Genomic DNA, 26156 nt, shown 5'->3' with positions numbered 1-26156 from the left:
AAATATTATGGCGATAAAAGTAACAATGCCTCGTTTGAGCGATACTATGACGGAAGGAACGGTAGCGACTTGGTTAAAAAAAGTAGGCGACAAAATCAGTGAAGGTGATATCTTAGCTGAAATTGAAACAGATAAAGCAACAATGGAGTTCGAATCTTTCAACGAAGGGACTCTTTTACATATCGGAATTCAGGCTGGAGAAACTGCTCCTGTAGATTCTTTATTAGCAATTATTGGAAATGAAGGAGAAGATATTTCTGCTCTTTTAGCCGGTGGGGATACTCCTGCTGCTGAAGCTCCAAAAACAGAAGCTCCTGCTGAAACAAAAACTGACGCTCCTGCTCCTGCAAAAGCTGCAACCGAACTACCAAAAGGTGTTATTGTTGTAACCATGCCACGTTTGAGTGATACAATGACAGAAGGAACAGTAGCAACCTGGTTGAAAAAAGTAGGTGATGCTGTTGCTGAAGGTGATATTTTAGCCGAAATTGAAACTGACAAAGCTACTATGGAGTTTGAGTCTTTCAATGAAGGAACTTTATTATACATAGGAATTCAGGAAGGAAATACAGCTCCGGTTGATAGCTTATTAGCTATTATAGGACCTGCAGGAACTGATATTTCCGGAATTGCTGAAAATTATACTGCCGGAGGAACTACATCTGCAAGTGCTCCTGCTGAAGAAACAAAAGCGGCACCTGCTGCTGAAAAAGCTACAGAAACTGTTGCTGATACTTCAGGCGGAAGAGTTATAGCTTCGCCATTGGCAAAGAAAATTGCTTCTGACAAAGGAATTCAATTAAATCAGGTTAAAGGATCAGGAGAAAACGGACGTATCGTAAAAAGCGATATCGAAAACTTTACTCCATCTGCGCAACCTGCTGCTAAAGCTGCTTCTGATGCAAAACCACAAGAAACTGCTGCTGCACCAAAAGTATTTGTTCCTGCCGGAGAAGTTTTCACAGAAGAGATCAAAAACTCTCAAATGCGTAAAATTATCGCAAAACGTTTGGCAGAATCTTTATTTACAGCTCCTCACTACAACTTAGTGATTGAAGTAAGCATGGACGAAGCAATGGGAGCAAGAGCAACAATCAATACTGTTCCGGATACAAAAGTATCTTTTAATGATATGGTAATTAAGGCTTGTGCTTTAGCATTGAAAAAACATCCAAAAATTAACTCTCAGTGGAAAGAAGATGCTATCATCATCAACCACCACGTAAATATTGGAGTTGCTGTTGCAGTTGAAGACGGATTAGTAGTTCCTGTATTGAAATTTACAGATGCTATGAGTTTATCTCAAATCGGTGCTTCAGTAAGAGATCTTGCCGGAAGAGCTAAAAACAAAAAATTGGGACCTCAGGAGATGGAAGGAAGCACTTTTACAGTTTCTAACCTTGGAATGTTTGGTATCACTGAATTCAATTCAATTATTAACCAGCCAAACTCTGCCATACTTTCTGTAGGCGCAATTGTTGAGAAACCAGTTGTTAAAAATGGTCAGATTGTAGTTGGAAACACAATGATGTTATCATTGGCTTGTGACCACAGAACAATTGACGGTGCTACCGGAGCTCAATTTTTACAAACATTAAAACAATACATCGAAAGCCCGGTTACTATGTTGGCGTAATTTGTCAGCCTGACCAGGGTCAGGATTATTATATTTATTTTAAAATCCCGTTTTGAACTTCAAAACGGGATTTTTTATTTAATTTAGATTCATAATTCAACTTTTAGAACTATGAAAAAAATATTTCTCCTGACTTTATTTTTGACAGCACTAGCCTGTCAGAAAAAAGAAACCACCAAAGAAACTAATACAGAAACAGTAATCGTCAAAGATGAGCACACTTTCTCTAAGCCAGATTTAGCCGTTGTAAAACATTTAGATCTTGATATCAAAGTTGATTTTGAAACACAGACTATTTCAGGAAAAGCTTCCTGGCAAATTGATAACATCAGCAAAGGAAACGAAATTATTTTCGATGAAAACACGCTTAATATTACAAAAGTAACATTAGGTGATGACGAAAAAGAAACCAAATTCGAACTTGGTTCCGAAGTTGAATTTCACGGAAAACCGCTTCATATTACAATTGAACCCAATACAACCAAAGTAAATATCTATTACAGTACAACTAAAGATGCTGTAGCTTTACAATGGCTGAAACCGGAACAAACTGCAGATAAAAAGAAACCATTTCTTTTTTCTCAGGGAGAAAGCATTTGGTCACGTACCTGGATTCCGTGCCAGGATTCACCGGGAATTCGTTTTACCTATAACGCAAAAGTTACAGTTCCTAAAGATTTATTAGCCGTAATGAGCGCTGTAAATCCTCAAAAGAAAAATGATACGGGAGTTTACACCTTCAAACAAAACAAAGCAATTCCGTCTTATTTAATGGCGATTGCTGTGGGAGATATTGAATTTCAATCGATCGACAACAGAACCGGAGTTTACGCAGAACCATCTATGCTAAAAAAAGCAGCATGGGAGTTTGCAGAACTCGGAAAAATGGTTGTAGCGGCTGAAAAACTTTACGGGCCTTACCGTTGGGGGCGTTACGATGTATTGGTTTTACCTCCGAGCTTTCCTTATGGGGGAATGGAAAATCCAAATTTAACGTTTCTAACACCGGGAGTTATTGCCGGCGACCGCTCGTTAACGAGTTTATTGGCACATGAATTAGGCCACAGCTGGAGTGGAAATTTAGTCACAAACGCAACCTGGGATGACATTTGGCTAAACGAAGGTTTTACTACTTATGTAGAGCACAGAATTGGAGAAGCTATTTTCGGAAAGAAAGAATTTGAAATGCAAAATGTTATCACAAATAAAGAATTAACTGATAACGTTGCTGAATATGGTAATACAAGTCCAGACACAAGACTAAAAGTTAGTTTGACAGGAAGAAATCCAGATGACGGAATCAATATGATTCCTTATGTAAAAGGATATGCTTTTTTAAGAGTTATTGAAAATGCTGTGGGACGTGAAAAATTCGATCCGTTCATCAAAAACTATTTTGATTCTCACGCTTTCCAATCAATTACAACAGAGGATTTCGTTAAATATATCAATGAAAATCTTATCAAAGACGATAAAGGTTTAGAAGATAAAATCAAATTAGAAGACTGGATTTACAAACCTGGGATTCCATCAAACATTGTTCCTGTAAGTTCTGCCGATTTTGATGCTATTGATAAAATTCAAAAAAGCTGGAGAGAAACTGGTGTTGCAGGTTTAAGCAAAAAAATCACGACAACTGCAGAAAAGCAACATTTTATAGATCATCTTCCTAATGATATTACAGCAAAAGAAATGGAAGCAATAGATAATGAATTCAACTTTACGAAAGGCGGAAATTTCATTATCAAACGTCAATGGTTTGTTCAGGCATTAATTCATCAATACAAACCAGCTTATCCAGCGATTGAACAATTTTTAATTTCAATCAGCAGAACAGGATCGGTAATGATGCTTTATAAAGAAATGGTCAAAACTCCCGAAGGAAAAGTTTGGGCAAAACAAATCTTCGAAAAAGCTAAATCTGGCTACCATGCAACAACAATTCAGGCTGTTGAAGGCATTTTGAAATAAAAATATTCAACTTAATATTCTTAAATCCCCCAATCATCTCTGTATAGTTGGGGATTTTTTATTCAAAAAAGTGCCAGGGAAAATTATCCATCACATAGCGTGAATTCTCCATGTTCTAAAATCTGTAATCGTCGCAACTTTGTAATGTCAAAAGACAACAAATAATTATAACTTAAAAACTAAAATAAAGATGACACGATTAACAGCATTAAACCCGGAAGAAGCAACAGGAAAAACTAAAGATTTATTCAACGCTGTACAAGCAAAATTAGGCGTTGTTCCAAACATGATGAGAACGATGGGAAATTCTCCGGCAGTTCTTGAAGGATATTTAAACTTAAGCGGTGCATTAAGCCACGGAAAATTAAGCGTAAAAACAGGTGAATTAATTGCTTTGGCAGTTTCAGAAAGCAATTCATGTGATTACTGTTTAGCAGCTCATACTTATATTGGAGAAAAATTAGTTAAAGCAGCTCCGGCAGTTTTAAAAGCAGCAAGAACAGGAAATTCAAATGACCTTAAAACAGAAGCTATTTTACAATTAGCTAAAACATTAATCAGCAAAAATGGTTTAGTAAACGATGAAGATGTAAATAAAGTAAAAAATATCGGAGTTACTGATGCAGAAATTACAGAAACAATAGCTCACGTAGCATTGAATGTTCTAACAAACTACTTCAACAACGTTGCCAATACTGAAATTGACTTTCCTGCAGTTTAATTAAGAAGTATGCAATCACTATAATAAAAACAATTTATAAAGATAGTTGTGAATTCTTTTCATGACTATCTTTATATTTTTAAAAACAGCACTTTATGGGTTCTCAAAATGTTTCCACTTTAATAAATCCGCAAACTGATAATTTAGCATTCAAAATTCTTCCATTTGAAGACAACATTCATTTTGATCATTTACAGCGCAATAATCATTACTCTTTAATATGGATAACCAAAGGAAAAGGCAAAGTCAAAGCCGATTTTGCAGAACATTCTTTTGAAGAAAACTCTCTCCTCGCCTTTTCTCCGTATCAACCCTTTATGCTTTGTGTAAACGAATCAATTGAAGGAATTGCGATTCACTTTCATCCCGATTTTTATTGTATTCACATGCACCAAAAAGAAGTTTCGTGCAATGGTGTTTTATTCAACAACATTTATCAGCCGCCTTATGTGAAGGTTACAGAACAAGCTGCACAGACTTTTAAAATGGTGTTAGAACAAATGAAAGCTGAGATTAAAAATACAGAATTAGCACAATATGAATTGCTTATTTCATATTTGAAAATCTTTTTAATTACAGCTTCAAGATTAAAAACAGAACAATTAGAAGAAATGAATTCTATTTCTGATTCTAAAGAACCTTTTATTCTTCAAAATCTAAAAGATGCGATTGAACTGAATTTCAAAACCAAACATTCAGCAGGAAATTATGCTGATTTATTAAATATTTCTCCGAAGGCATTAGCCAAATTATCCAAGAATTATTTTAACAAAACACTAACCGATTTAATTTCGGAAAGAATCATTATTGAGGCGAAAAGAGAATTATACATGACCAACAAAACGGTCAAAGAAATTGCCTACGAATTAGGTTATGACGACGAGCATTATTTCAGCCGTTTCTTTAAAACCAATGCAGATGTTTCACCTCAAATTTATCGTGAAACAGTTGGGTTTGGAAAAATGCAAGCCTAATTTTTATTTTTAGCTTCAATCCATTTTGCCATGTATTTTGTGCTTTTTAAAGTATGATGCTGCAACAGGCTTCCCATAAAATTATGGAGACGATGGTTTTCAGAATCAAGCATTAATGCATCAACTTCATCAATTAATAAAGAAGCAAATTGACTTTTTTGATAGCATTTATTTACAATTGCTATTCCGTTTTTTTGAGATTGTTTCCAAAGATTTTTATTTTGATACAATTCTACAGCTTGTTTGGCAAAAATCTCCATGTCATTGGTAATAAATCCGTTCCAGGGCAAATCAGCATGCATTGCCTCTGCTCCAATTTCTGTTGTTACACTTGGCGTTCCGCATTGCATGGCTTCTAATAATTTACCTTTTAAACCTGCGCCAAAACGAATTGGTGCCAAAACAACTCTGATACTTTTTACAATTTCATTCGCATCAGCAGCCCTTCCCTTAATAAAAAAGCCATTTTTAGGCTGATGCAATTGCAAGACTTTTTGCGATGGATAGGCACCATAAACCTGCAAAACAGCTTCTGGAAGGTCTTTTCTAATTAATGGCCAGATTGTTTCTTTCAAGTATTGAACGGTATTCCAATTGGGCTCATGAAGAAAATTCCCGATAAAAACAAAATTCTCGCGGTATTCAAATAAAGGCAAATCCAGAAGACTCTTTTCATTCATTTCATCAACCAAAAAAGGCAGATAAAACAACAATTTAGGATCAATTTTAAAAACATTCATTAAAATTTTTATCTCAAACTCTGAAATAATCAAAGATAAATCACATCTTAAAATACTGGCGATTTCACGCTTTGCCACTTCTTCCGACAATAAATCATATAGCTCAAAAATTCTGTTTTCCTTAAATGCTTTTTGTCTTGCAATCCTTAAACAATGTAAATCCTCAGTATCTAATAATCTTATGGCTTTTGGGCAATTTTCAGAAACTCTCCAGCCAAATTGTTCTTCAATCATAAAACGATCAAACAAAACCACGTTCGGATTTAATTCAATTACAAAATCATCAAAATTCGAATTATTTAATTCGATAGCTCGTTTTTCAATTCCAAAAGCAGCCAAATCAACCATAAAATCACTGTCTAAAGCCGGGCTTGCAAATGTAATTTCAAATCCATTTTCCTTAAAAATAGAAATCAATTGCATCATTCTGCCACCAGCCGCGGATGAATTTGGTTCGGGCCAGACAAAACCAATGATTAAGAGTTTTTTTATTTGATTCATTTTAATTGTTTGAAGATACAAAATAATGCTTTTTTACGCGTAATTACACGATATTTCGGAATTTTCGGTTATAAAAAGACTAATTTTGCATCAAATAAATTTCTGTAAATCATGCTGGGATTAAAATTAGCCACAGACCCTCGCTGGGTAAATATTGTAGAATCAAATATTGAAGAAATTCTAACGGATCATGCTTGGTGTGAGCAAAAAGCAGCTTCAAATGCAATAAGTCTGGTCACTTACAACTCTGAATTAGAAGAATTAGTAACTGAAATGCTGGTTATTGCCAGAGAAGAATTAGAGCATCTGCAAATGGTTCATGACTTAATCAAAAAAAGAGGCCTGACGCTGGGGCGTGAAAGAAAAGACCATTATGTAAATGAGCTTTTTAAATTCATGAAAAAAGATGGCAGCCGAAAAGATGCACTTTGTGATCGTTTATTATTTTCTGCGATGATCGAAGCCAGAAGCTGTGAGCGTTTTAAAGTTCTTTCTGAAAACATAAAAGACGAAGAATTGGCTAAATTTTATCGTGATTTGATGATTTCTGAAGCAGGGCATTATACTACTTTTTTAGGATTTGCCCGAAAATATACAGACAATATAGATATTGATAAGCGCTGGAAAGAATGGATTGAATACGAAGGTTCTATCATTAGTAATTATGGAAAAAGCGAAACCGTACACGGATAACCTGACACCTTTTTAATTTAAACATCAACGTATTCCACATTTAAAAATAACATTTTTGTAATGTCAAAAAATAAAAAAAAATCCATCTTCTTTAAAATAGCAAAATACACCGGAATAACTTTTGCCGTAATTTTAGGGCTTTTATTTTTAACACCAATTGTTTTTGCTGATAAAATTAAGGAGCAAATTAAAAAAACTGCAAACGAAAAACTTAGTGCGGAACTTAATTATTCTGATGTTTCCGTATCATTTTTTCGCCATTTTCCATCTTTAACTTTAACATTAAACGACTTAAATTTAAATGGGTCTGCACCTTATAAGAACGAAAAATTTATAACAGCAAAAGAAATCTCTTTTGGAATAAATGTCGCGAGTTTGATTTTTAGTAAGTCAGTAAAAATTGACCAGATTTATTTATCTGATTCGTTTATTAATGTAAAAGTAAATAAAAATGGAGAAGCGAATTATAATATTTATAAATCTTCATCAACTCAGGAAAAGCCTAAAGACACTACTGACACAGCATTAAAACTGGAAAGTATCGAAATCATAAACAGTAAAATCATTTATGATGATCAATCTACAAAAGTACATTTTGATGCATTTGGATTTAATTACTTAGGAAAAGGAAATTTAGATAAAGCAGTTTTCGATTTATATTCGAAAGCAAAAATTGAAAAATTAAATGTTATCTATGAAAATGAATCCTATTTAATGAATAAGCAGATCGATGCAGATTTGATTACTAAAGTGAATGTAAACTCTTTATCCTTCTTCTTTGAACAAAACAACTTAAAAATCAATCAGCTTTTAGTCGATTTCAAAGGGAAATTTGAGTTCTTAAAAGATGGCTACAATATGGATTTTGTCATAAAATCAGACAATAGTGATTTATATGATGTTTTTACCGCTTTCCCTCCAAAATACATTACCTGGCTTTCTAAGACAGAAATAAAAGGAAACACTAATTTACTTTTTACTTTAAAGGGTAATTACATTGCTTCACAAAATATTGCTCCCGATTTAAATCTTGATTTAAAAATCGATAACGGATTTGTAAACTATAACAAAAGTGCTTTTCCGGTTTCAAATTTAAATATTGAGATAAAAACCACCGTTCCTTCTTTAAATCCGGACCTTTTAATTGTTGATGCCAAAAATTTATCTTTAAATATAGGCAAGGATTATTTAAAATCGAAATTTTATATGAAAGGTATGAATACTCCTGACATTAATGGTGATTTTAAAGCTAAGATGGATCTTGAAAAATTAAATAAAGGACTCGGAATACCTGATTTAACATTAAAAGGAATTTTAGTGGGAGAGGTTAAAGCAAAAGGGAAATTTGATCAGAAGAAAAAACTTTTCCCGGTTACAAATGGAGTAATTGACTTGAAAAATGGCTATTTAAAAACAAAATATTATCCAAATCCGATTACCAATATTGTTGTAAAAACTAAAATTGAGAATCAAAAAGGAACTTTTCAGGACTTGAAAGTTAACCTGAAACCTGCTCAATTTACTTTTGAAGGAAAACCTGTTTTTGTACAAGCAGATTTAAGCAATTTTGATGATTTAAATTATGATATCAAAGCAAAAGGCGAACTTGATGTTAACAAAATATATAAAGTTTTCTCTCAAAAAGGACTTGATTTAGACGGTTTCGTAAAAGCTGATTTGGTTTTGAAAGGCAAACAAAGTGATGCTGAAAAAGGAAATTACAATAAATTAAACAATAAAGGAACCCTTGAACTTAGGAACATCGGAATAGTTTCTGAATATTTGCCTAAAAAATTTATAATCAAGGAAGGTATTTTTAAAATTAATCAGGATAAAATGTCTTTCAATAACTTTTTGGCTGCTTACGGTGAATCAGATTTTAAGATGAATGGTTATTTACAGAACGTTTTTAACTACGCTACCAGTAAAACCGGAATTCTAAAAGGCTCTTTTAAAGTTTCTGCACAATACATAAATATTGATGAATTTATGTCGAATACAACTACAAACACAGCTGTACCACAAACCGAAACTCAAAATAAAACTTCTCAAACAGAAACACAAACGGGAGTTATTATAATTCCGAACAATTTAGATTTACAGTTACTGGCCAATGCTCAAAAAGTAGGTTTTGATAAATTGAATATTCAAAATGCAAGTGGAAATTTAAAATTGCGCAAAGGAAAACTGAGCATGCAAAATACCGGTTTTAATTTAATTGGCTGTAATGTTGCTATGAATGCAAATTATCAATCGATAACTACTCAAAAAGCAAACTTTGATTACAACATTAAAGCAACTGATTTTGATATAAAAAGAGCCTATAATGAAATTGAAGCTTTCAGAAAAATGGCCAGCGCTGCCGGGAAAGCTCAAGGAATTGTATCTTTGGATTATCAACTAAAAGGGCGCTTAAATGGCAATATGGACCCTGTATATCCATCACTTAGTGGAGGAGGAACACTTTCAATAAAAGATGTAAAAGTAAGAGGATTAAAAATGTTTAATGCCGTCAGTAAAAAAACAAATTCTGAGGCGATTAAAAACCCTGACCTTTCAAAAGTAGAAATCAAAAGCACCATTAGGAATAATATTATGACGATTGAACGTTTTAAATTTAAATTTGCAGGTTTCAGGCCCCGAATTGAAGGAACTACAAGTTTAGACGGAAAACTAAATTTAAAAATGCGTTTAGGATTGCCTCCTTTAGGTATTTTTGGAATTCCGTTAACCATTACCGGAACACAAGACAATCCGAAAATAAAAGTGGGAAGTAAGACTGAAGATCTCGAAGAGACGAAGGATACAGAGTAATAGATTCCGATTTCTACCAAACATAAATTAGCCTTTGTCAAAGTTTTAAACTTTGACAAAGGCTTTTTTCTAACAACTTCACACATAATCTTCTCATACCGAAGCGCGAGGGATCTCCACAAGTAGCTCGATTGTAGATAAACTTTGTGTTAGTTTCTTACGGATCGTACCTGGGAAGACAAATCGCGCATAAACAAAAAACATTATATAAAAAAACCCGTTCTTTTCAGAACGGGTTTTGTAATAAGTAATCTAATGATTATGCTTCGAATGGAAGGATAGATACATAAGATTTGTTATCTCTTTTCTTTTGGAACTTAACAACTCCATCTACTCTTGCGTGTAGAGTGTGATCTTTACTGATGTAAACGTTTTCACCTGGATTATGTTTTGAACCTCTTTGTCTAACGATGATGTTCCCAGCAATAGCAGCTTGTCCTCCAAAAATCTTAACGCCTAAACGTTTTGATTCTGATTCTCTACCATTCTTCGAACTACCGACACCTTTCTTGTGAGCCATGACGTATGAGTTTAAATATTGTTATTATTCTTTAGTAGCTTCTTTTTTTGCTTTTGGAGCTGCTTTTTTCGCTTTTGGAGCTTCTACTTCTTCAGTAACTGCTTCCTCTGCTACAACCGCTTTTTTAGCTGCTGCTTTTTTAGTTCCTCCTGCTGCAGTAATACCTTCAATTACAATTTGAGTAAGATATTGTCTGTGACCATTTCTTTTTTTGTATCCTTTTCTTCTTTTCTTTTTGAAAACGATAACTTTATCTCCTTTTAAGTGTTGTAACACTTTAGCTTCTACTGAAGCACCTTCTATAGCTGGGGCGCCTAAAGTTATGCTTCCGTTATCATCAACTAAAAGAACTTTGTCAAAAGAAACTTTTGAACCTTCTTCGTTAGTCAAACGGTTAACATAAACCTTTAAGTCTTTGCTTACTTTAAATTGTTGCCCTGCTATCTCTACGATTGCATACATACCAAATTGATTTATTGATTTTTAAGGTTGCAAATATACAATTAATAATTTACTGTGCAATCCCTTATTTCAAAAATATTTTTTTCTGTTTAAAGTCGGTTTTACAACACATTTTTAGCATTTTTAAAGCGATTTAGAGATGAAAGATTGTTAAAATATCATCAAAATAAAGACGAAATTTTAAATGATAATTAAAAAAAGTTATTTTTGATGTAACTATAATCAACTCTTGGCTACCTATTATAATATTTTAGGTAAATAAAAATTATTAATCTTTATGAAAAATTCAATAATGATATTAAGTGCTACATTAATGCTCGGAGGAGTAGCTCATGCTCAAAAAGTAGCTTTTGAAGAATACAATTTAGATAACGGCATGCACGTTATTTTGCACAACGACCCTTCTGCTCCTGTTGTTATTACATCTGTAATGTATCACGTAGGATCTAAAGACGAACGACCGGACCGAACAGGTTTCGCACATTTCTTTGAACATTTATTATTTGAAGGAACTAAAAACATAAAAAGAGGCGAATGGATGAAAATTGTTACTGCAAATGGCGGTGTCAACAATGCCAATACCACTGACGACAGAACTTATTATTACGAAGTTTTCCCTTCTAACAGCTTAGAACTTGGTTTGTGGATGGAATCTGAGAGACTGATGCATCCAATTATTAACCAAATTGGAGTTGATACACAAAATGAAGTCGTAAAAGAAGAAAAAAGACTGCGTTACGACAATCAGCCTTACGGAAACATTTTGCCGGTTGTAAAAGAAAATATGTTCAAAAACCATCCGTATCGCTGGACTACAATTGGCTCCATGAAAGATTTAGATGCTGCAACTCTTGAAGAATTCCAGGCTTTTAATAAAAAATTCTACACTCCAAATAATGCCGTTTTAGTTGTTGCCGGCGATTTTGACAAAGCCAAAACCAAAGAATGGATTCAGAAATACTTTGGTCCAATCCCGAAAGGTGAAGAAGTGAAAAAACAAACTTTTACCGAAGAGCCTATTACTCAAACGATAAAAGCAACTTACGAAGATCCGAATATCCAGATTCCGATGGTGGTTGCTTCGTATAGAACACCATCAATGAAATCAAGAGATGCAAGAGTTTTAGATTTAATTTCTTCCTATTTAAGCGACGGAAAAAGTTCTAAATTGTACAAGAAAATAGTCGATGATAAAAAAATGGCACTTCAAATTGGTGCTGTAGGATTTAATCAGGAAGACTACGGAATGTACATTTTATATGGTTTGCCAATGGGTACGTATACAACTACAGACATTTTAAAAGAAATGGATGAAGAAATCGTAAAAATTCAAACCGATTTGATTTCTGAGAAAGATTATGAAAAATTACAAAATAAATTCGATAATAATTTTGTCAATGCAAATGCCAGCGTTGAAGGAATTGCTGAAAATTTAGCTTCTTTTTATTTGCTTTATGGAGACGTAAACCTTATTAATACTGAAATTGACCTTTATCACTCTATTACAAGAGAAGAAATCAGAGAAGTTGCCAAAAAGTATTTAAACCCTAACCAGCGTTTAATTTTGGATTATATTCCTTCCAAAAAAGTTCAAAACTAAGAATATAGAATCATGAAAAAAATACATACATTTTTAATCTTTTTATTCCTAACTGGAATTATGCAAGCACAAGATCGTCCACAACCAAAACCAGGCAATCCCCCGGTAGTCAACATTAAAAAACCGCAAACTTTTACTTTGGCAAACGGCATGAAGGTTTTGGTAGTTGAAAATCATAAATTACCCAGAGTAAGCTTCAATCTTACTTTAGACAACGCCCCTTTTACAGAAGGCGATAAAAAAGGTGTTAACGAATTGACCAGTAGTTTAATCGGTAACGGTTCTAAAAAAACAACCAAAGAAGCTTTTAACGAAGAAATTGATTTTTACGGAGCAAGTCTTAACTTTTCATCACAAGGTGCATCAGCAAGTTCTCTGTCAAAATATTCAGGACGTGTTTTAGAACTTTTGGCTGAAGGTGCTTTACAGCCAAATTTTACACAATCAGAATTTGATAAAGAAAAAGCAAAATTACTTGAAAGCCTTAAAGCCGATGAAAAAAGTGTCCCGGCAATTGCAAATCGTGTAGTGGATGTTTTAGCCTTTGGAAAAAGCCATCCTTCGGGAGAATATATCTCTGAAGAAACATTAAAAAATGTTACATTAGAGGATATTCAAACTAATTACAATACTTACTTTGTACCTGAAAATGCTTATTTAGTTATAATTGGAGATGTAAAATTTAAAGACGTAAAGAAGACTGTAGAAAAACTTTTTGGTGCGTGGAAAAAGCAAACTGCTCCAAAAAAATCATATCCGGATCCGGAAAATGTTTCTAAACTTCAAATTGATTTTGTTGATGTTCCAAATGCAGTACAATCTGAAATTTCATTGGTAAACACTGTTAATTTAAAAATGAGCGATCCTGATTTTTTTCCTGCAGTAATTGCAAATCAAATTTTAGGAGGGGATTTCAATAGTTACCTGAATATGAATTTAAGAGAGCAGCACGCGTGGACTTACGGAGCAAATTCTAATATTGGAAGCGGAAAATACGTAACCAAATTCAAAGCTACATCTGCAGTTCGAAATAGTGTCACAGATAGTGCTGTTGTTGAATTCATAAAAGAAATCAAAAGAATCCGAACCGAAAAAGTTTCTGAGGATGTATTAAAAAATGTAAAGGCCGGTTATATCGGAAGATTTGTAATGCAGGTTGAAAAACCTCAAACTGTTGCCCGTTACGCATTGAATATTGAAACAGAAAAACTTCCCGCTGATTTCTATGAAAAATATATTCAAACCATAAATAATGTTTCTGCTGACGATATTTATCGTGTAGCCAATAAATATTTCCTCCTTGATAATTTACGAATCGTAATTGTGGGGAAAGGTTCAGAAGTAATTCCTGGTTTAGAAAAACTTCAAATTCCTATTTTCTATTTTGATAAATACGGAAATCCAACTGAAAAACCCAGTTTAAAAAAAGAAGCTCCGGCCGGAATTACAGCAAAAACTGTTTTTGATAATTATATTAAAGCAATTGGCGGAGAAAAAGCAGTTTCTGCTGTAAAAACGCTTGCTATGAATGGTACAACAACAATTCCGCAGGCTCCAACTCCTTTAAGTTTTACTTCAAAACTGGATTCAAAAGGAAAAATGATGGTTTCACTTTCCATGGGAAGTATGGCTTTAATGAAACAAGTAGTCAATGATAAAGGTGCCTATATCGAGCAACAAGGACAGCGTAAAGATCTGAAAGGCGATGATTTGTCCGAAATGAAAGCAAGCGCAACTCCTTTTGAAGAATTAAGACTGAGCAAGAGAACAGATCTTAAAGTAGAAGGAATAGAATCCATAAATGGTAATGACGCCTATTCGATAAAAGACGGTAAAACTATTTACTATTATGATGTAAAATCAGGTTTAAAAGTTGCCAAACTAAAAGTAAAAGAACAAAGCGGACAATCAACAACACTCACAACTTACTTTAAGGATTATAAGGAAGTAAAAGGTGTAAAAGTTCCTTTCAATATTGTTCAGAACGTAGGTTTTGAATTAGATATCAAAATGTCAGACATCAAAATTAACGAAGGAGTTTCTGAAACTGATTTTTTATAGAAAGGTTCTGAGTTGCTAAGCTACCGGGATACTAAGACTTTTTTTAGAAGCTTTGTCAAATTTAAACCTTTGACAAAGCTTTTTTTTACCTATTATTTTTGTCACCCTAAGCAAAGTCGAAGGGCAGGCCAATTGGATCGGGCTTCGACTTCGCTCAGCCTAACATTCGTTGAAAATAAACTTTTACTTTTTTGCAGATAAATAAACTCCAATTAAAATAACAAATGCTCCAAAAAACTGAATTGGTGTCAGCATTTCATTATCTAATAATCCCCAAAAAAATGCTACTATCGGAATTAAATACGTTACCGATGTTGCAAAAACAGGCGAAGACATCTGTATTAGTTTAAAAAACAAAACATTTGCAATTCCGGTTCCTAAAATACCTAATATCATCACAAACATAATAGAATGCTGTGTTGCTTCCAGATTTATTTTTTGTGTAAAATCAGTTGTACTTAAAATAATCAAAGCCGGCAAAAGCAAGACAGCAAAATTTCCGGTTGTAATACTTAATGAATTTAAATCGGATAAGTATTTTTTGATCAGATTTACATTAATAGCATAACAAAGCGTTGCAATTACTACTAAAATCAAGCAATAATAATTTTGTCCGGAATGATCTGAAGCACCGTTTAAAACCAGCAACAAACAACCAATCAATCCAATAAAAACACCCAAAACCTGACGTCTTTGAAACTGAATCCCAAAAGCAATTATTCCTAAAACTAATGTATTTAAAGGGGTAAGCGAATTTAAAATAGCCACAATAGAGCTGTCAACCTGGGTTTCTGCAATTGCAAAAAAGAAAGCCGGAATAAAAGTTCCAAAAAGAGATGTCAGGGCAATGAATTTCCATTGATAACGGGAGATTTTCTTTAAACTCGAAAATCCAACAATAAGCAAAAATACAGCTGCAAAAATAATTCGGAATGAACCTACCTGAATAGCCGTTAAACCAACTAAGCCTCTTTTAATTAAAATAAAAGAGCTTCCCCAAATCAGTGAAAGCAATAATAAATAAAACCATTTTAATTGTTTAGCATCCATAAATCGTATTTTGTTACAAAATTGTACTATTTTTATGAATTAGCCTTCTCTTTTTTATTAATTTTGCAAGGAAATTCAACAATAAACTTAAAATATATTTATAATGAAATTTACAAAAATCATTACATTTTTAGCGATAGCAGGTTTAGTATTAACGGGATGTAAAAAAACTGAAACTGAAACTTTAACACCAGTAACATCTGAAACAAAAGCAACAAAAGAACATGTTGCAATAGCTCCTGAAAATGTACAAACAGCAAGTTTTACTATCGAAGGAATGACTTGTGCCGTTGGATGTGCAAAAACCATCGAACAGGAATTATCAGGTCTTGACGGAGTAGAAAAAGCTACAGTTGATTTTGATAAAAAAACAGCCACTGTTACATTTGATAAAACAGTTCAAAATCCTGAAAATTTGACTAAAACTGTTCAGGAAACCGGAGACGGAAAAACATATAAAGTCTCGAATATGAAATCATAATCGAAATCATTTTTACATAAAAAAAGCGTTCATTTGAACGCTTTTTTTATATCTTTTATTTCCACTTCAATGTTTCCATAAGTCGCTGCATATCATTTTTGATATAGCTGGCAGCCGGCATAATGGAATCGAAGTTTGGTTTTGCATAAAAATAAACTGACCCCGTTATAAAATGTTTAGTACTATCGGTCACATAAAACTGTGAGTTTGTCGCAGCATTTCCATCTACCTGATAAAACATTCCATAAACTTTTTTTTGAGGATTCAAATAAGGCTGCTCTAATATATCATCAGCTTTAATAACATGCTCATAAGTTAATTTTTGGGCATCTTTCAATAATTTTTCAATATTGTTATTTACCGGTTTATAAGTCAGATAAATAGTCGCTTTCATTTTTGGATACGTAATCGCAAATCCACAGTCTTTCTCGCCTTTAATTACTGCTGCCTCATTCATTTCAAAAGAAAAAGGGCAGGTATTTTGAAAATTTACATATTTTGCTTCGGGATAATCCAATCGCAAAAAACTTTCCGGCTTAGGCACGACATCATCTTTACAGCTCAAAACAGTTAATGCCAGTAATAGGACTGCTGTTGAAATTATTCTTTTTAACATTGTTATTCTATTGTTACTTTTATTTGTTTCACACGTTTTTTATCTACTGTTTCAATGGTAAAAACACAATTTTCAAAAACTATTTTTTGGTCTTTTTTAGGAAAGTTTCCAAGAATTTCTAGAATAAATCCTGCTAATGTTTCCGCTTCCCCTTTCTGCGATTCAAAAACATCTTCATCGACATCAATAATCCTGTAAAAATCTTTCATATTTATTTTCCCTTCAAAAAGATAATTTTTATCATCAATTTGAGAGAAATTTAAGTGCTCATCATCAAACTCATCGCTGATATCACCAACGATTTCTTCTATTACATCTTCTAAAGAAACCAAACCTGATGTTCCTCCGTATTCATCAACTACAATCGCTAAATGACTTTTTAAATTCTGAAAATCTTTCAGCAAGTTATCTAATTTTTTATTCTCAGGAACAAAAAAAGCTTCCCTGATTAAGGTTGTCCAGTCAAATTCGGTCTTGTCAATATGAGGCAATAAATCCTTAACAAATAAAACGCCTTCAATCTGATCAATATTATCTCTGTAAATCGGAATTCTTGAAAAACCTTTTTCGATTATTTTTGGACAAATAGCTTCGAAAGATTCTGATATTTCCAATGCAAAAATATCAATTCTTGGGCTCATTACCTGTTTGGTATCTGTATTTCCAAAAGAAACAATTCCTTCCAATATTTTTTGCTCCTCACTTGATGTTCCTTCAGAATCTGTAAGTTCTAATGCCTGAGACAACTGATCTACCGAAAAACTGGTTTTTTGTTTCCCTAATTTATTGTGCAAATATAAAGTAACAGCACGCATTGGCAAGCTTACAGGAGAAAGTAATTTATCTAAAAAAGCAATTGGATAAACAACCCTTTTTGCAAATTTTATATTATTACGGCTGGCATATACTTTTGGCAAAACTTCTCCAAAAAACAGAATCAGAAAAGTAATTATAATGACCTCTAAAATAAACTTAAGTAACAGAGAATCAATATTAGTAAAAATGTTTTTGCTTAAAAAAGAGAATAAAATAACTACACCTATATTGATAAAATTATTAGCCACTGATAATGTGGCCAAAAGTTTTTTAGGTTTATCTAAAAGTTTCGAAATTATTTTCCCCTTAGAACTATTTTCCTGCAACGTATCTTCAATATCTTTTACGGATAAAGAAAAAAATGCTGCTTCTGCTCCTGAAATAATTGCTGATAAAAAGAGTAAAAAAAATATTCCGACAAAACCAATAATTAAATTGGTGTCAAATAGTGTTAAGAAAAATAAACTGGGCTCCGGGTCCAAATCAAAAAAAGTTAGTTAAACAATCAAAAAGGCAAATCATTTATTGGCAAGCCTTCATTAGGAGCTTCAAAGTTAGTGTTTTTTGACGATTCAGGAGTATGCTGTTTATGACTATCCGTTTCTTTTTTGGTTGTCAAAAAAGTAAACTCTGTTACCTGAATTTCGGTAGTATATTTTGTAGTTCCGTCTTCAGCCTGCCATTGTCTTGATTTTATACGGCCTTCAACATAAATTTTATCCCCTTTTGATAAATATTTTTCGCAGATCTCAGCAGCTTTATTACGTACTACTAAATTATGCCACTCTGTAGAAGTGATTTTTTCGTTTGTAGTTTTATTGATGTAAACTTCGTTTGTTGCCAATTGAAAACGACCGATGCAGTTTCCTCCATCAAAATAATGCATTTTAACATCATCGCCCAAATGACCTATCAACATCACTTTATTTAATGTCCCGTTCATGATATAAACATTTGTAGTTATATCAAAGATACATTTTTCTTAACACTTATTTTCGTCCTTTTTGATAAAATTACGGCCTAAAATCAGAAAAAAAACATATTTGAAAAAGCATAAATTTTTCTTTTTACTACTAATTGTTTTGATTTTAAAAAAATAAAACAAAAATACCTGAAGTAAAGTCTTATAAAATTTTTGTTAATTTAAATAATAGTGTATTTTTGATTTATGAAAAGAATAGAATTTGTCAGCTGCCATAAGCTGCCTGAAAGGTCATTTTTTTATAAAGGAAAACAATTCCCCGTATGCGCCCGATGTACGGGTATATATGTAGGTTACTTTATTTTTATACCACTTTTATGGTTTATTAAAATAGATATTTACTGGGCACTATTATCTATTCTGCCAACATTAATCGACGGTCTCACACAAGCTTATTATAATAGAGAAAGCAATAATCTCCTTCGCTTTTTTTCAGGAATTCTCGCGGGTTACGGCTTGGCAGGCTTGTCTGATTTTATTGCGTATTGGATTGTATTTTCTTTCAAGTATATCTTTTTAAATTAATAACTAAATTAAATATTATGTCAGAGGAAAACTCAAAATTTGATGAATTTGAAAACAAAAATGACAAGTCCCAGGAAGATTTAAGTACGGGGCTAAAAGTATTATCATTTTGCATTCCGTTGGCTGGAGCTATCATTTATTTTGTAAAAAAGAATGAAGAACCTGTTGCTGCAAAATCAGCCTGTAATATGGCTTTAATAGGTTTTGCTGTAGGTATTGTGGTGAGAATCATTCAATATGCTACTCTTGGCTCATAAAACTAAAAAAGACTTCTCTCCAGAAGTCTTTTTTTTATAATTTTTCGATAAAATTGTAGATTACAATAGGAAAAGGAAATGTTTTTAATTTCTTAAAATCTAAACCATTCTCAATCACCTGGTCTATTTTAATTTTCCAAAATTGAATATGCAAATGCTGATGTGAAAGTTTATGAATTACAGCTGCATGTGAACATTCCTCTATACCTATAACATTATAAGAAAAAAAGCCATCCTGAACTGTTTTTGAAACAAAATCAAAATCGACAATTTTATCCGTTTCCATCAAAGGAAATTCATATAAATTATGCCAGATTCCTTTTGAGGTACGTTTTTGAATTAAAGTATTTCCTAAGACATCTTCTAAAATCAGATAATTAAAAAACCGATTTGTGACTTTTATTTTTTTAGATTTTACAGGCAAAACAGCAACCTTCTTTTTTTGCAAAGCCGCACAGCTCTCATTAAATACACAAACAGAACAGTCAGGATTTTTAGGCACACATTGCAAAGCACCAAATTCCATGATAGCCTGATTAAAAATTGCCGGATTATCTTTTGACATTAATTCATAAGCAAGTTCAGTAAATTCTTTTTTAGTAGCCGGCGAAGCTATATCAGATTCAATATTGAAATACCGTGAAAGCACCCTGAAGACATTTCCATCAACAACCGGAACAGTTTCATTATAAGAGAAAGAAGCAATTGCTGCCGCTGTATATTCACCAACTCCTTTTAATTTCAATAGTTCCTTATAAGCAGGCGGAAAAACTCCATTGAGTTCATTTGCGACATATTGTGCTGTTTTATGTAAATTCCGTGCACGGGAATAATATCCTAATCCCTGCCAAAGTTTTAAAACTTTTTCTTCTTCGGCATTTGCCAAATCAAATATCGTAGGAAATTCCTTTGTAAAAGCAAAAAAATAAGGCATTCCCTGAGCTACCCGAGTCTGTTGCAGCATAATTTCTGAAAGCCAAATCAGGTACGGATCAGTCGTATTCCGCCATGGCAAATCTCGTTTGTTTTGTAAATACCATTTTATCAATATGTTATGAAAATTCATTGCAAAATACTTAGAATACAAAAGTAAATGTTTATGTAATTAAAATTTAACGAATTAGCTTGATTAATTATTTTTTTAATTCCTATATTTGCAACCTCAAAAAAATAGTACATCATTTATAAAATAAAAATAGGAAAGAAAATGACGAAAGCAGATATCGTAGCGAAAATTTCAGAGAAACTAGGTCTTGAAAAAGGAGATGTTCAAGCAACAGTAGAAACTTTTATGGAAGAGGTGAAAACTTCTTTAGAAACCGGAGATAATGTTTATCTAAGAGGTTTTGGAAGTTTTATCGTAAAAACAAGAGCTGAAAAAACAGGGAGAAACATCTCTAAAAATACCACAATCAAAATTCCTGCACACAACATTCCTGCTTTTAAACCTGCAAAAGTTTTTGTAGAGGGGGTAAAAACAAATAACGAAGCAAAATAATACTATTAATTAATCATAAAATCGATACGATATGCCAAGTGGTAAAAAAAGAAAGAGACATAAGGTAGCTACTCACAAAAGAAAGAAAAGAGCGAGAGCTAACCGTCACAAAAAGAAAAAGTAGTTTTAAACTACTTTTTTCTTTTTAAACGTTCATTGAAATTGAAAAAGATGAAAGAGCAAAGAAAACAGAACAAAGACTTGAAGAAAGTCTATTTTCTTAAATCTATACTCTATTAGTCTTCTTTCCCCGGGTTCAATACCTGTTAAAAATATTGTTTAATCCATCCCTACTAAAGTTGATGGTTGATAGTTTTCGGAGATTTCCAACAACTAGCCAACAACTCCATTGTTCGGATAAAAATTTACAAATGAATAAAGAATTAATCATTCGATCAAGTTCAGATTTCGTAGATTTTGCCTTATTAAAAGATGGAAAACTAATTGAATTACACAAAGAAGAAGAGAAAAGCAACTTTCAGGTTGGTGATATTTTTATTGCCAAAATAAGAAAACCAGTTGCCGGACTTAATGCTGCTTTTGTAAATGTAGGCTTCGAAAAAGACGCCTTTTTACATTATCATGATTTAGGACCTAACTTAGCTTCCCAACTGAAATTCATAAAACTTGTAAGCGCAGGTAAACTAAAAGATTTCTCCCTAAAAAACTTTCAGTTTGAAAAAGAGATTGACAAAGATGGCATCATTACTGATATTTTAAGTGCCAATCAATCTGTTTTAGTCCAAGTTGTAAAAGAACCTATATCTACCAAAGGTCCAAGAATAAGCGCTGAGCTTTCATTGGCAGGAAGATTTATTGTTCTCGTTCCGTTTTCTGACCGTGTTTCTATTTCACAAAAAATAGAAGACAAAAAGGAAAAGGATCGTCTAAAAAAACTTGTACTATCTATCAAACCAAAAGGATTTGGTGTTATTGTTCGCACAGTAGCCGAAGGCAAAAATACAGCCGAATTAGAAAAAGATTTGCAGAACCTGCTTAGCAGATGGACTGCAATGTGTAAAAAATTACCAACTGCTCATCATCCATCAAAAGTATTAGGAGAGCTCAACAGAGCTTCTTCAATATTAAGAGATGTTTTCAATGATACCTTCAGCGGTATTCAGATAGATGATGAAGAGTTGTACCATCAAACGAAGGATTATTTGCAAGAGATTGCACCTTCAAAACAATCAATTGTGAAGTTTTATCAATCAAATGACACACCGATTTTTGAGAAATACAATATAGAGAGACAAATCAAAACTTCTTTTGGAAGAACTGTTTCCATGAGTAAAGGCGCTTATCTTATTATAGAACATACTGAAGCTTTGCACGTTATAGACGTAAACAGCGGCAATCGTTCAAATAAAGCAACTAATCAGGAAGACACAGCCATGGAAGTTAATATGATTGCTGCCGCTGAAATTGCCAGACAACTTCGTTTGCGTGATATGGGCGGAATCATAGTAGTTGATTTTATTGATATGTCTAATCCTGAAAATCGCAAAGTCCTATTTGACTTCTTGAGAGAAGAAATGAGTGACGATAAGGCCAAACACAAAATCTTGCCTCCAAGTAAATTTGGATTAGTCCAAATTACCAGACAAAGAGTAAGACCAGAAGTTAACATTAAAACCAGAGAAGAAGATCCAAACAATGAAAATGGCGAAATTGAAGCGCCAATTCAAATCATTGATAAAATCGCTCTGGATTTAGAAAGACTATTAAAAACCCACAATAAAGTTGTGCTTAACACACATCCTTTTGTGGCTGCATACCTCAGTAAAGGTTTTCCATCATTGCGTTCAAAATGGTTTTTTGAACACAAAAAATGGGTGAAAATCATACCTCGTGACGCTTACACGTACTTAGAATATCATTTCTACGATAAAAAAGGAAATGTTATTTCAGAATAAACAAAAACCGCCTTTCGAAAGATTGGCGGTTTTTTTGTGCTTAAAATTCAAATAAGAGGACGCCTTTGTTTTTTTTAATCCAGTTGATAAGCTAATCGAACTGTAATTCTGGCTGTCTTATTTTTGCTGTAAGTATCATTAATGCCGCCATAACTGTCATCTTCGGTTGAACCCTGGCCAGTAATTTGGAAAACTCCCATACTGGCGGTTTTTAATTTACCTAAACTACCGTTTGCTGTTTTTACAATTTTAGAAGCCCTTTCATTGGCATCTTTCGTTGCATTTTCGATCAAACTCTGCTTTAGACCTGGCAAATTCGAATATGTATATTGAATTGTGTTTGAAGCCAATTCAATACCTGAATTAACAAGTTCTGATGTTTTGCTTGAAACTTCCTCAATACGTTTCATTAAATCAGGGTTTTTCTTTGCAGAAAATGAAATTGTTTGTGTTGCCTGATATCCCACAAAAACTTGTTCAATTTTTGTCTGAAAGCTATTCTCATTGCTTTCACTTCTTATTTCTTTAAATTTCTTTTCAAAATTTACAGCTCCAAAAACAAACTCACTTGGGCTGAATCCTTTAGAAATAAAAAAATCTTTTACAATTTTCTGATCTGATACAATCTTATTATAAGCCTCTTTTATATCTGAGCTATTTGTTGTAAAACTTCCCGACCATAGTATTTCATCAGAAACAAAATCTTTTGTTCCTAAACCGATAACGGAAATTGAATCTAAATTTTCATTTCTATTTTTAAAAGCACCACCAAACACAAAAGCCATCATAATAAGCGCTATACTTATTATTAAAGTAGATTTAATTTTCTCAGTCATTTTTTTTTAATTTAAAAGGTAAAAACAATGCTAAATGTAAACAAAAAAACAGTATTTACTTATACATAAGAAAATCAATCTTTTCAGTTTCTATTCTCTCACAATTTCAATTTTTCTTCTGATTTCATTTCCAAAAGCATCTACAACTGTAACATAATGTATTCCCGAAGTTGGCGTAATAGGCAATTCATGAAACGTTTTGGTTGTTGCTTTATAAACATCATCAACATACCAAAAAAGCTCTTTATCCCTTTCAGAATAAGCCACTTTCAAAATTACAGGCTGTACTTCGCTGTTAAAATTTTTCGTCAGATAAATTTTACTGTTTGTTTTCGGGTAAATAAAATCCATAGTTGTAGTCTGTGTTCCCTGACAATTTTCCTTAAACGGAGGCAATGGCAAATATTCAATATGCTGGCTTTTGTAATACCACGCCATAACCGGAGGCAAAACAAACCAGCTTTTAGTGACAATATTATCAACACTTTCACAACTGCTATTTACCTGAAATCGCTCCGATTTGTCTAAATGAACCTTTTTATGATACGGACAAACGACCGTTGATTTTCCTTTTTTAGAAACCCACTGTTTGATTTTCGGACAATCTTCTTTAGCCAAATAACCGCTTAAACGGCAAACCTCAACATTTTCTAAATCTTTATAAGGTGTTTCAAACCATCTTTGCCTCGGCAATAAATTAAAAACATCAAATAAAATGGGTGCCGCACTTGTAACTCCTGTCAAAGTTGGCCTTCCTTCTCCAGTTGCGTTTCCAACCCAGATTCCAACTACATATTTCGAATTAGTACCAATTGCCCAGGCATCTCTATTTCCAAAACTTGTTCCGGTTTTCCAGGCAATTTTCAACGAACTGTCATAAAATTTCCAGGCTTCATCTCCTTCGGGTCTGTTCACTTCTTCCATTGCGTTATAAGTCAGCCAAATCGATCCGGCTCCTATTATATTCTTTTGATCAGTTTCCGAGCCAAAATCTGGCTGAAAATCATTTTTATAATTCAACTCTACAAATTCCTTAGTTCGATACTTCGCTTGGTTTTTAGTATAATAATTCACCGTTGAAGACAATCCGGCATATGTTCGGCATAAATCCCATAAATTACTTTCGGCACCGCCCAAAATAAGTGACAATCCATAATGATCAGGTGTTTTATTAATGTCTCTCAATTTGAATTTTTGCAATTCCTCATAAAACTTATTCACTCCAAAATCCTGCAGCATCAAAACTGCCGGAATATTCAGTGATCTTGATAAAGCGCGATGTGCAGGTACAGCTCCATCAAATGTGAGATTAAAATTCTGCGGTGTGTAACCGGCAATTTGTGTTGGTACATCAGCTACTAAAGTGTTAGGCAATAATTCGCCATCATCCAGCATTCCTGCATACAAAAGAGGCTTTAAAATACTTCCCGTACTTCTTGGCGCATCAATAATATCAACATCTTTTTGGTGGCTATTGTCCGTTGGAGAATTCCCAACATAACTCATCACATTTCGATTCGAAACATCAATGACCAAAATCGCTAAATTATGTACTTCGTTCTGCTTGTACTGATTGTAATAATATTTTGCAATTTGATTGACTCTATTCTGCAAAGCATAATCTATTGTCGTTTTTACACGAGTTCCTTCTTCATTTTTTGCCACACGTTGCAATAAATGAGGTGCAATTTGAGGCAAATCATAAGGTTTTTGAGGTAATGGCTCTTCTACTGAAAGTTCATAGGTTTGTTTGTCAATTATACCTTCCTGATGCAATTTCAATAAAAGTCTGTTGCGTTTCTTCAATAACTTTATTTGATTCTTTCCGGGATAAATTAAACTCGGAGCGTTTGGCAGAACCGCCAAAGTCGCATTCTCCGCCCAGGACAACTGATTGGATTGTACTCCAAAATAACGCCAGGAAGCCATTTCCAAGCCAACGACATTTCCTCCAAAAGGAGCGTGAGCCGCATACATTTCTAAAATTTCATTTTTAGAATAACCTAATTCTAATCGGGTGGCGAGAATAATTTCGATTAATTTTTCAAAATAAGTTCTCCCTTTTCCTTTTCGGGATAAACGAATAACTTGTTGCGTCAACGTACTTCCGCCTCGAACAACTTTTCCGGCTTTTCTGTTTTGTTTAATTGCATTTACCATCGCAACGGGATTAAATCCGGGATGTTTGTAGAAGTATTCATCTTCAAAATAGACAATACATTTCTTGAATTTATCTGGCACGCTGTCCTGAGCTGGAAAACGCCATTGTCCGTCATCAGCTATTTTCGCACCAAGCAATTCTCCTTCTTTACTTTCAATTACCGTTGAATAGGGTTCCTGAAATAAAGTTCGGGGTATAGAAAAATAATAAATCAGCAAGAGCATAAATGCAATTGCTGATTTTATTTTATTCTTTTTTATCCAATCTATAATGCGTTGTGAGAACGCTATTAATTTATTTTTCAACCTAGTAGTTATTTAACCGC

The 26156-nt window shown here is 33.3% G+C and carries 23 protein-coding genes; 13 read left to right on the top strand and 10 right to left on the bottom strand.

The window, feature by feature from the left end:
• Nucleotides 1–7 precede the first annotated feature (7 nt).
• The 4 genes from ACEN92_RS17345 to ACEN92_RS17330 all read left to right on the top strand — a co-directional run bounded on the left by ACEN92_RS17345 (nucleotide 8) and on the right by ACEN92_RS17330 (nucleotide 5302).
• Nucleotides 8–1636 (top strand): dihydrolipoamide acetyltransferase family protein, encoded by a 1629-nt coding sequence (locus ACEN92_RS17345; protein ID WP_495639588.1) that lies wholly within the window; start codon nucleotides 8–10, stop codon nucleotides 1634–1636.
• A gap of 111 nt (nucleotides 1637–1747) precedes the next feature.
• Nucleotides 1748–3607, top strand: coding sequence for a hydrolase/aminopeptidase (locus tag ACEN92_RS17340; protein WP_495639587.1), 1860 nt, complete (start codon nucleotides 1748–1750; stop codon nucleotides 3605–3607).
• Nucleotides 3608–3797: 190 nt separating this feature from the next.
• Entirely contained in the window at nucleotides 3798–4328 is a 531-nt protein-coding gene (locus ACEN92_RS17335) for a carboxymuconolactone decarboxylase family protein (RefSeq protein ID WP_495639586.1), read from the top strand.
• A gap of 95 nt (nucleotides 4329–4423) precedes the next feature.
• Complete coding sequence (locus ACEN92_RS17330; RefSeq protein WP_495639585.1) at nucleotides 4424–5302, top strand: helix-turn-helix domain-containing protein; 879 nt, start codon at nucleotides 4424–4426, stop codon at nucleotides 5300–5302.
• Here ACEN92_RS17330 and ACEN92_RS17325 read toward each other — a convergent pair.
• Complete coding sequence (locus tag ACEN92_RS17325; RefSeq protein ID WP_495639584.1) at nucleotides 5299–6543, bottom strand: glycosyltransferase; 1245 nt, start codon at nucleotides 6541–6543, stop codon at nucleotides 5299–5301. The two genes, ACEN92_RS17330 and ACEN92_RS17325, sit on opposite strands and share 4 nt — an antisense overlap.
• A 111-nt stretch (nucleotides 6544–6654) precedes the next feature.
• Between ACEN92_RS17325 and ACEN92_RS17320 the strand changes: the two genes are divergently transcribed.
• Entirely contained in the window at nucleotides 6655–7236 is a 582-nt protein-coding gene (locus tag ACEN92_RS17320; RefSeq protein ID WP_495639583.1) for a MiaE family protein, read from the top strand.
• Nucleotides 7237–7296: 60 nt separating this feature from the next.
• On the top strand, nucleotides 7297–10050 hold the full coding sequence (locus tag ACEN92_RS17315; RefSeq protein ID WP_495639582.1) for an AsmA family protein: 2754 nt from the start codon (nucleotides 7297–7299) through the stop codon (nucleotides 10048–10050).
• Between the two features lie 259 nt (nucleotides 10051–10309).
• Here ACEN92_RS17315 and rpmA read toward each other — a convergent pair whose 3' ends face one another.
• Nucleotides 10310–10570, bottom strand: coding sequence for a 50S ribosomal protein L27 (rpmA, locus tag ACEN92_RS17310; RefSeq protein ID WP_007805051.1), 261 nt, complete (start codon nucleotides 10568–10570; stop codon nucleotides 10310–10312).
• A gap of 24 nt (nucleotides 10571–10594) precedes the next feature.
• Nucleotides 10595–11032, bottom strand: coding sequence for a 50S ribosomal protein L21 (gene rplU, locus ACEN92_RS17305; RefSeq protein ID WP_495639581.1), 438 nt, complete (start codon nucleotides 11030–11032; stop codon nucleotides 10595–10597).
• A 277-nt stretch (nucleotides 11033–11309) separates the two neighbouring features.
• Between rplU and ACEN92_RS17300 the strand changes: the two genes are divergently transcribed.
• Nucleotides 11310–12632: a M16 family metallopeptidase gene (locus tag ACEN92_RS17300; protein ID WP_495639580.1), complete on the top strand. Its 1323-nt coding sequence runs from the start codon at nucleotides 11310–11312 to the stop codon at nucleotides 12630–12632.
• Nucleotides 12633–12644: 12 nt separating this feature from the next.
• Nucleotides 12645–14693, top strand: coding sequence for an insulinase family protein (locus ACEN92_RS17295; protein WP_495639579.1), 2049 nt, complete (start codon nucleotides 12645–12647; stop codon nucleotides 14691–14693).
• Nucleotides 14694–14876: 183 nt separating this feature from the next.
• Here ACEN92_RS17295 and ACEN92_RS17290 read toward each other — a convergent pair whose 3' ends face one another.
• Nucleotides 14877–15743: a DMT family transporter gene (locus tag ACEN92_RS17290; protein WP_495639578.1), complete on the bottom strand. Its 867-nt coding sequence runs from the start codon at nucleotides 15741–15743 to the stop codon at nucleotides 14877–14879.
• Between the two features lie 103 nt (nucleotides 15744–15846).
• On the opposite strand from ACEN92_RS17290, the gene ACEN92_RS17285 reads away from it, so the two are divergent.
• Nucleotides 15847–16224 carry a heavy-metal-associated domain-containing protein gene (locus ACEN92_RS17285; RefSeq protein ID WP_495639577.1) on the top strand — a complete coding sequence of 126 codons (378 nt, stop codon included), beginning with the start codon at nucleotides 15847–15849 and terminating at the stop codon, nucleotides 16222–16224.
• A 55-nt stretch (nucleotides 16225–16279) separates the two neighbouring features.
• Here ACEN92_RS17285 and gldD read toward each other — a convergent pair whose 3' ends face one another.
• Genes gldD through ACEN92_RS17270 form a run of 3 tightly spaced genes read right to left on the bottom strand, consistent with a single transcriptional unit; the run spans nucleotide 16280 to nucleotide 18599 of the window.
• A complete protein-coding gene (gene gldD, locus ACEN92_RS17280; RefSeq protein WP_495639576.1) occupies nucleotides 16280–16840 on the bottom strand; it encodes a gliding motility lipoprotein GldD in 561 nt (186 codons plus the stop codon).
• Nucleotides 16841–16842: 2 nt separating this feature from the next.
• Nucleotides 16843–18138, bottom strand: coding sequence for a gliding motility-associated protein GldE (locus ACEN92_RS17275; RefSeq protein ID WP_495639575.1), 1296 nt, complete (start codon nucleotides 18136–18138; stop codon nucleotides 16843–16845).
• A 23-nt stretch (nucleotides 18139–18161) separates the two neighbouring features.
• Nucleotides 18162–18599 (bottom strand): single-stranded DNA-binding protein, encoded by a 438-nt coding sequence (locus ACEN92_RS17270; protein ID WP_495639574.1) that lies wholly within the window; start codon nucleotides 18597–18599, stop codon nucleotides 18162–18164.
• Between the two features lie 225 nt (nucleotides 18600–18824).
• Between ACEN92_RS17270 and ACEN92_RS17265 the strand changes: the two genes are divergently transcribed.
• Together ACEN92_RS17265 and ACEN92_RS17260 are read left to right on the top strand one after the other, a co-directional pair.
• Nucleotides 18825–19163, top strand: coding sequence for a DUF2085 domain-containing protein (locus ACEN92_RS17265; protein ID WP_495639573.1), 339 nt, complete (start codon nucleotides 18825–18827; stop codon nucleotides 19161–19163).
• Between the two features lie 17 nt (nucleotides 19164–19180).
• Nucleotides 19181–19420: a hypothetical protein gene (locus tag ACEN92_RS17260; RefSeq protein WP_495639572.1), complete on the top strand. Its 240-nt coding sequence runs from the start codon at nucleotides 19181–19183 to the stop codon at nucleotides 19418–19420.
• Between the two features lie 34 nt (nucleotides 19421–19454).
• Here ACEN92_RS17260 and mutY read toward each other — a convergent pair whose 3' ends face one another.
• Nucleotides 19455–20486 (bottom strand): A/G-specific adenine glycosylase, encoded by a 1032-nt coding sequence (mutY, locus tag ACEN92_RS17255; RefSeq protein ID WP_495639571.1) that lies wholly within the window; start codon nucleotides 20484–20486, stop codon nucleotides 19455–19457.
• Nucleotides 20487–20615: 129 nt separating this feature from the next.
• Here mutY and ACEN92_RS17250 point away from each other — a divergent pair, with 129 nt between their 5' ends.
• Together ACEN92_RS17250 and ACEN92_RS17245 are read left to right on the top strand one after the other, a co-directional pair.
• The gene (locus ACEN92_RS17250; RefSeq protein WP_255347995.1) at nucleotides 20616–20918 is read left to right on the top strand and encodes an HU family DNA-binding protein; all 303 of its coding nucleotides are present in this window, start codon (nucleotides 20616–20618) and stop codon (nucleotides 20916–20918) included.
• Between the two features lie 371 nt (nucleotides 20919–21289).
• The gene (locus tag ACEN92_RS17245; protein WP_495639570.1) at nucleotides 21290–22834 is read left to right on the top strand and encodes an Rne/Rng family ribonuclease; all 1545 of its coding nucleotides are present in this window, start codon (nucleotides 21290–21292) and stop codon (nucleotides 22832–22834) included.
• Nucleotides 22835–22908: 74 nt separating this feature from the next.
• Here the strand turns inward: ACEN92_RS17245 and ACEN92_RS17240 are convergent, their stop codons facing one another.
• Together ACEN92_RS17240 and pbpC are read right to left on the bottom strand one after the other, a co-directional pair.
• The gene (locus tag ACEN92_RS17240; RefSeq protein ID WP_495639569.1) at nucleotides 22909–23670 is read right to left on the bottom strand and encodes an SIMPL domain-containing protein; all 762 of its coding nucleotides are present in this window, start codon (nucleotides 23668–23670) and stop codon (nucleotides 22909–22911) included.
• A 90-nt stretch (nucleotides 23671–23760) separates the two neighbouring features.
• A complete protein-coding gene (pbpC, locus tag ACEN92_RS17235) occupies nucleotides 23761–26136 on the bottom strand; it encodes a penicillin-binding protein 1C (RefSeq protein ID WP_495639568.1) in 2376 nt (791 codons plus the stop codon).
• Between the last annotated feature and the right edge of the window lie 20 nt (nucleotides 26137–26156).

The sequence above is a fragment of the Flavobacterium sp. Flavsp81 genome, assembly GCF_059491325.1.
This window is presented reverse-complemented; position numbering and strand designations above follow the sequence as displayed.

What these genes read in the sequence shown, in the direction of transcription:
- ACEN92_RS17345 (WP_495639588.1), top strand. Translation starts at nt 8, where the DNA reads ATGGCGATAAAAGTAACAATGCCTCGTTTGAGCGATACTATGACGGAA.
- ACEN92_RS17340 (WP_495639587.1), top strand. Translation starts at nt 1,748, where the DNA reads ATGAAAAAAATATTTCTCCTGACTTTATTTTTGACAGCACTAGCCTGT.
- ACEN92_RS17335 (WP_495639586.1), top strand. Translation starts at nt 3,798, where the DNA reads ATGACACGATTAACAGCATTAAACCCGGAAGAAGCAACAGGAAAAACT.
- ACEN92_RS17330 (WP_495639585.1), top strand. Translation starts at nt 4,424, where the DNA reads ATGGGTTCTCAAAATGTTTCCACTTTAATAAATCCGCAAACTGATAAT.
- ACEN92_RS17325 (WP_495639584.1), bottom strand. Translation starts at nt 6,543, where the DNA reads ATGAATCAAATAAAAAAACTCTTAATCATTGGTTTTGTCTGGCCCGAA.
- ACEN92_RS17320 (WP_495639583.1), top strand. Translation starts at nt 6,655, where the DNA reads ATGCTGGGATTAAAATTAGCCACAGACCCTCGCTGGGTAAATATTGTA.
- ACEN92_RS17315 (WP_495639582.1), top strand. Translation starts at nt 7,297, where the DNA reads ATGTCAAAAAATAAAAAAAAATCCATCTTCTTTAAAATAGCAAAATAC.
- rpmA (WP_007805051.1), bottom strand. Translation starts at nt 10,570, where the DNA reads ATGGCTCACAAGAAAGGTGTCGGTAGTTCGAAGAATGGTAGAGAATCA.
- rplU (WP_495639581.1), bottom strand. Translation starts at nt 11,032, where the DNA reads ATGTATGCAATCGTAGAGATAGCAGGGCAACAATTTAAAGTAAGCAAA.
- ACEN92_RS17300 (WP_495639580.1), top strand. Translation starts at nt 11,310, where the DNA reads ATGAAAAATTCAATAATGATATTAAGTGCTACATTAATGCTCGGAGGA.
- ACEN92_RS17295 (WP_495639579.1), top strand. Translation starts at nt 12,645, where the DNA reads ATGAAAAAAATACATACATTTTTAATCTTTTTATTCCTAACTGGAATT.
- ACEN92_RS17290 (WP_495639578.1), bottom strand. Translation starts at nt 15,743, where the DNA reads ATGGATGCTAAACAATTAAAATGGTTTTATTTATTATTGCTTTCACTG.
- ACEN92_RS17285 (WP_495639577.1), top strand. Translation starts at nt 15,847, where the DNA reads ATGAAATTTACAAAAATCATTACATTTTTAGCGATAGCAGGTTTAGTA.
- gldD (WP_495639576.1), bottom strand. Translation starts at nt 16,840, where the DNA reads ATGTTAAAAAGAATAATTTCAACAGCAGTCCTATTACTGGCATTAACT.
- ACEN92_RS17270 (WP_495639574.1), bottom strand. Translation starts at nt 18,599, where the DNA reads ATGAACGGGACATTAAATAAAGTGATGTTGATAGGTCATTTGGGCGAT.
- ACEN92_RS17265 (WP_495639573.1), top strand. Translation starts at nt 18,825, where the DNA reads ATGAAAAGAATAGAATTTGTCAGCTGCCATAAGCTGCCTGAAAGGTCA.
- ACEN92_RS17260 (WP_495639572.1), top strand. Translation starts at nt 19,181, where the DNA reads ATGTCAGAGGAAAACTCAAAATTTGATGAATTTGAAAACAAAAATGAC.
- mutY (WP_495639571.1), bottom strand. Translation starts at nt 20,486, where the DNA reads ATGAATTTTCATAACATATTGATAAAATGGTATTTACAAAACAAACGA.
- ACEN92_RS17245 (WP_495639570.1), top strand. Translation starts at nt 21,290, where the DNA reads ATGAATAAAGAATTAATCATTCGATCAAGTTCAGATTTCGTAGATTTT.
- ACEN92_RS17240 (WP_495639569.1), bottom strand. Translation starts at nt 23,670, where the DNA reads ATGACTGAGAAAATTAAATCTACTTTAATAATAAGTATAGCGCTTATT.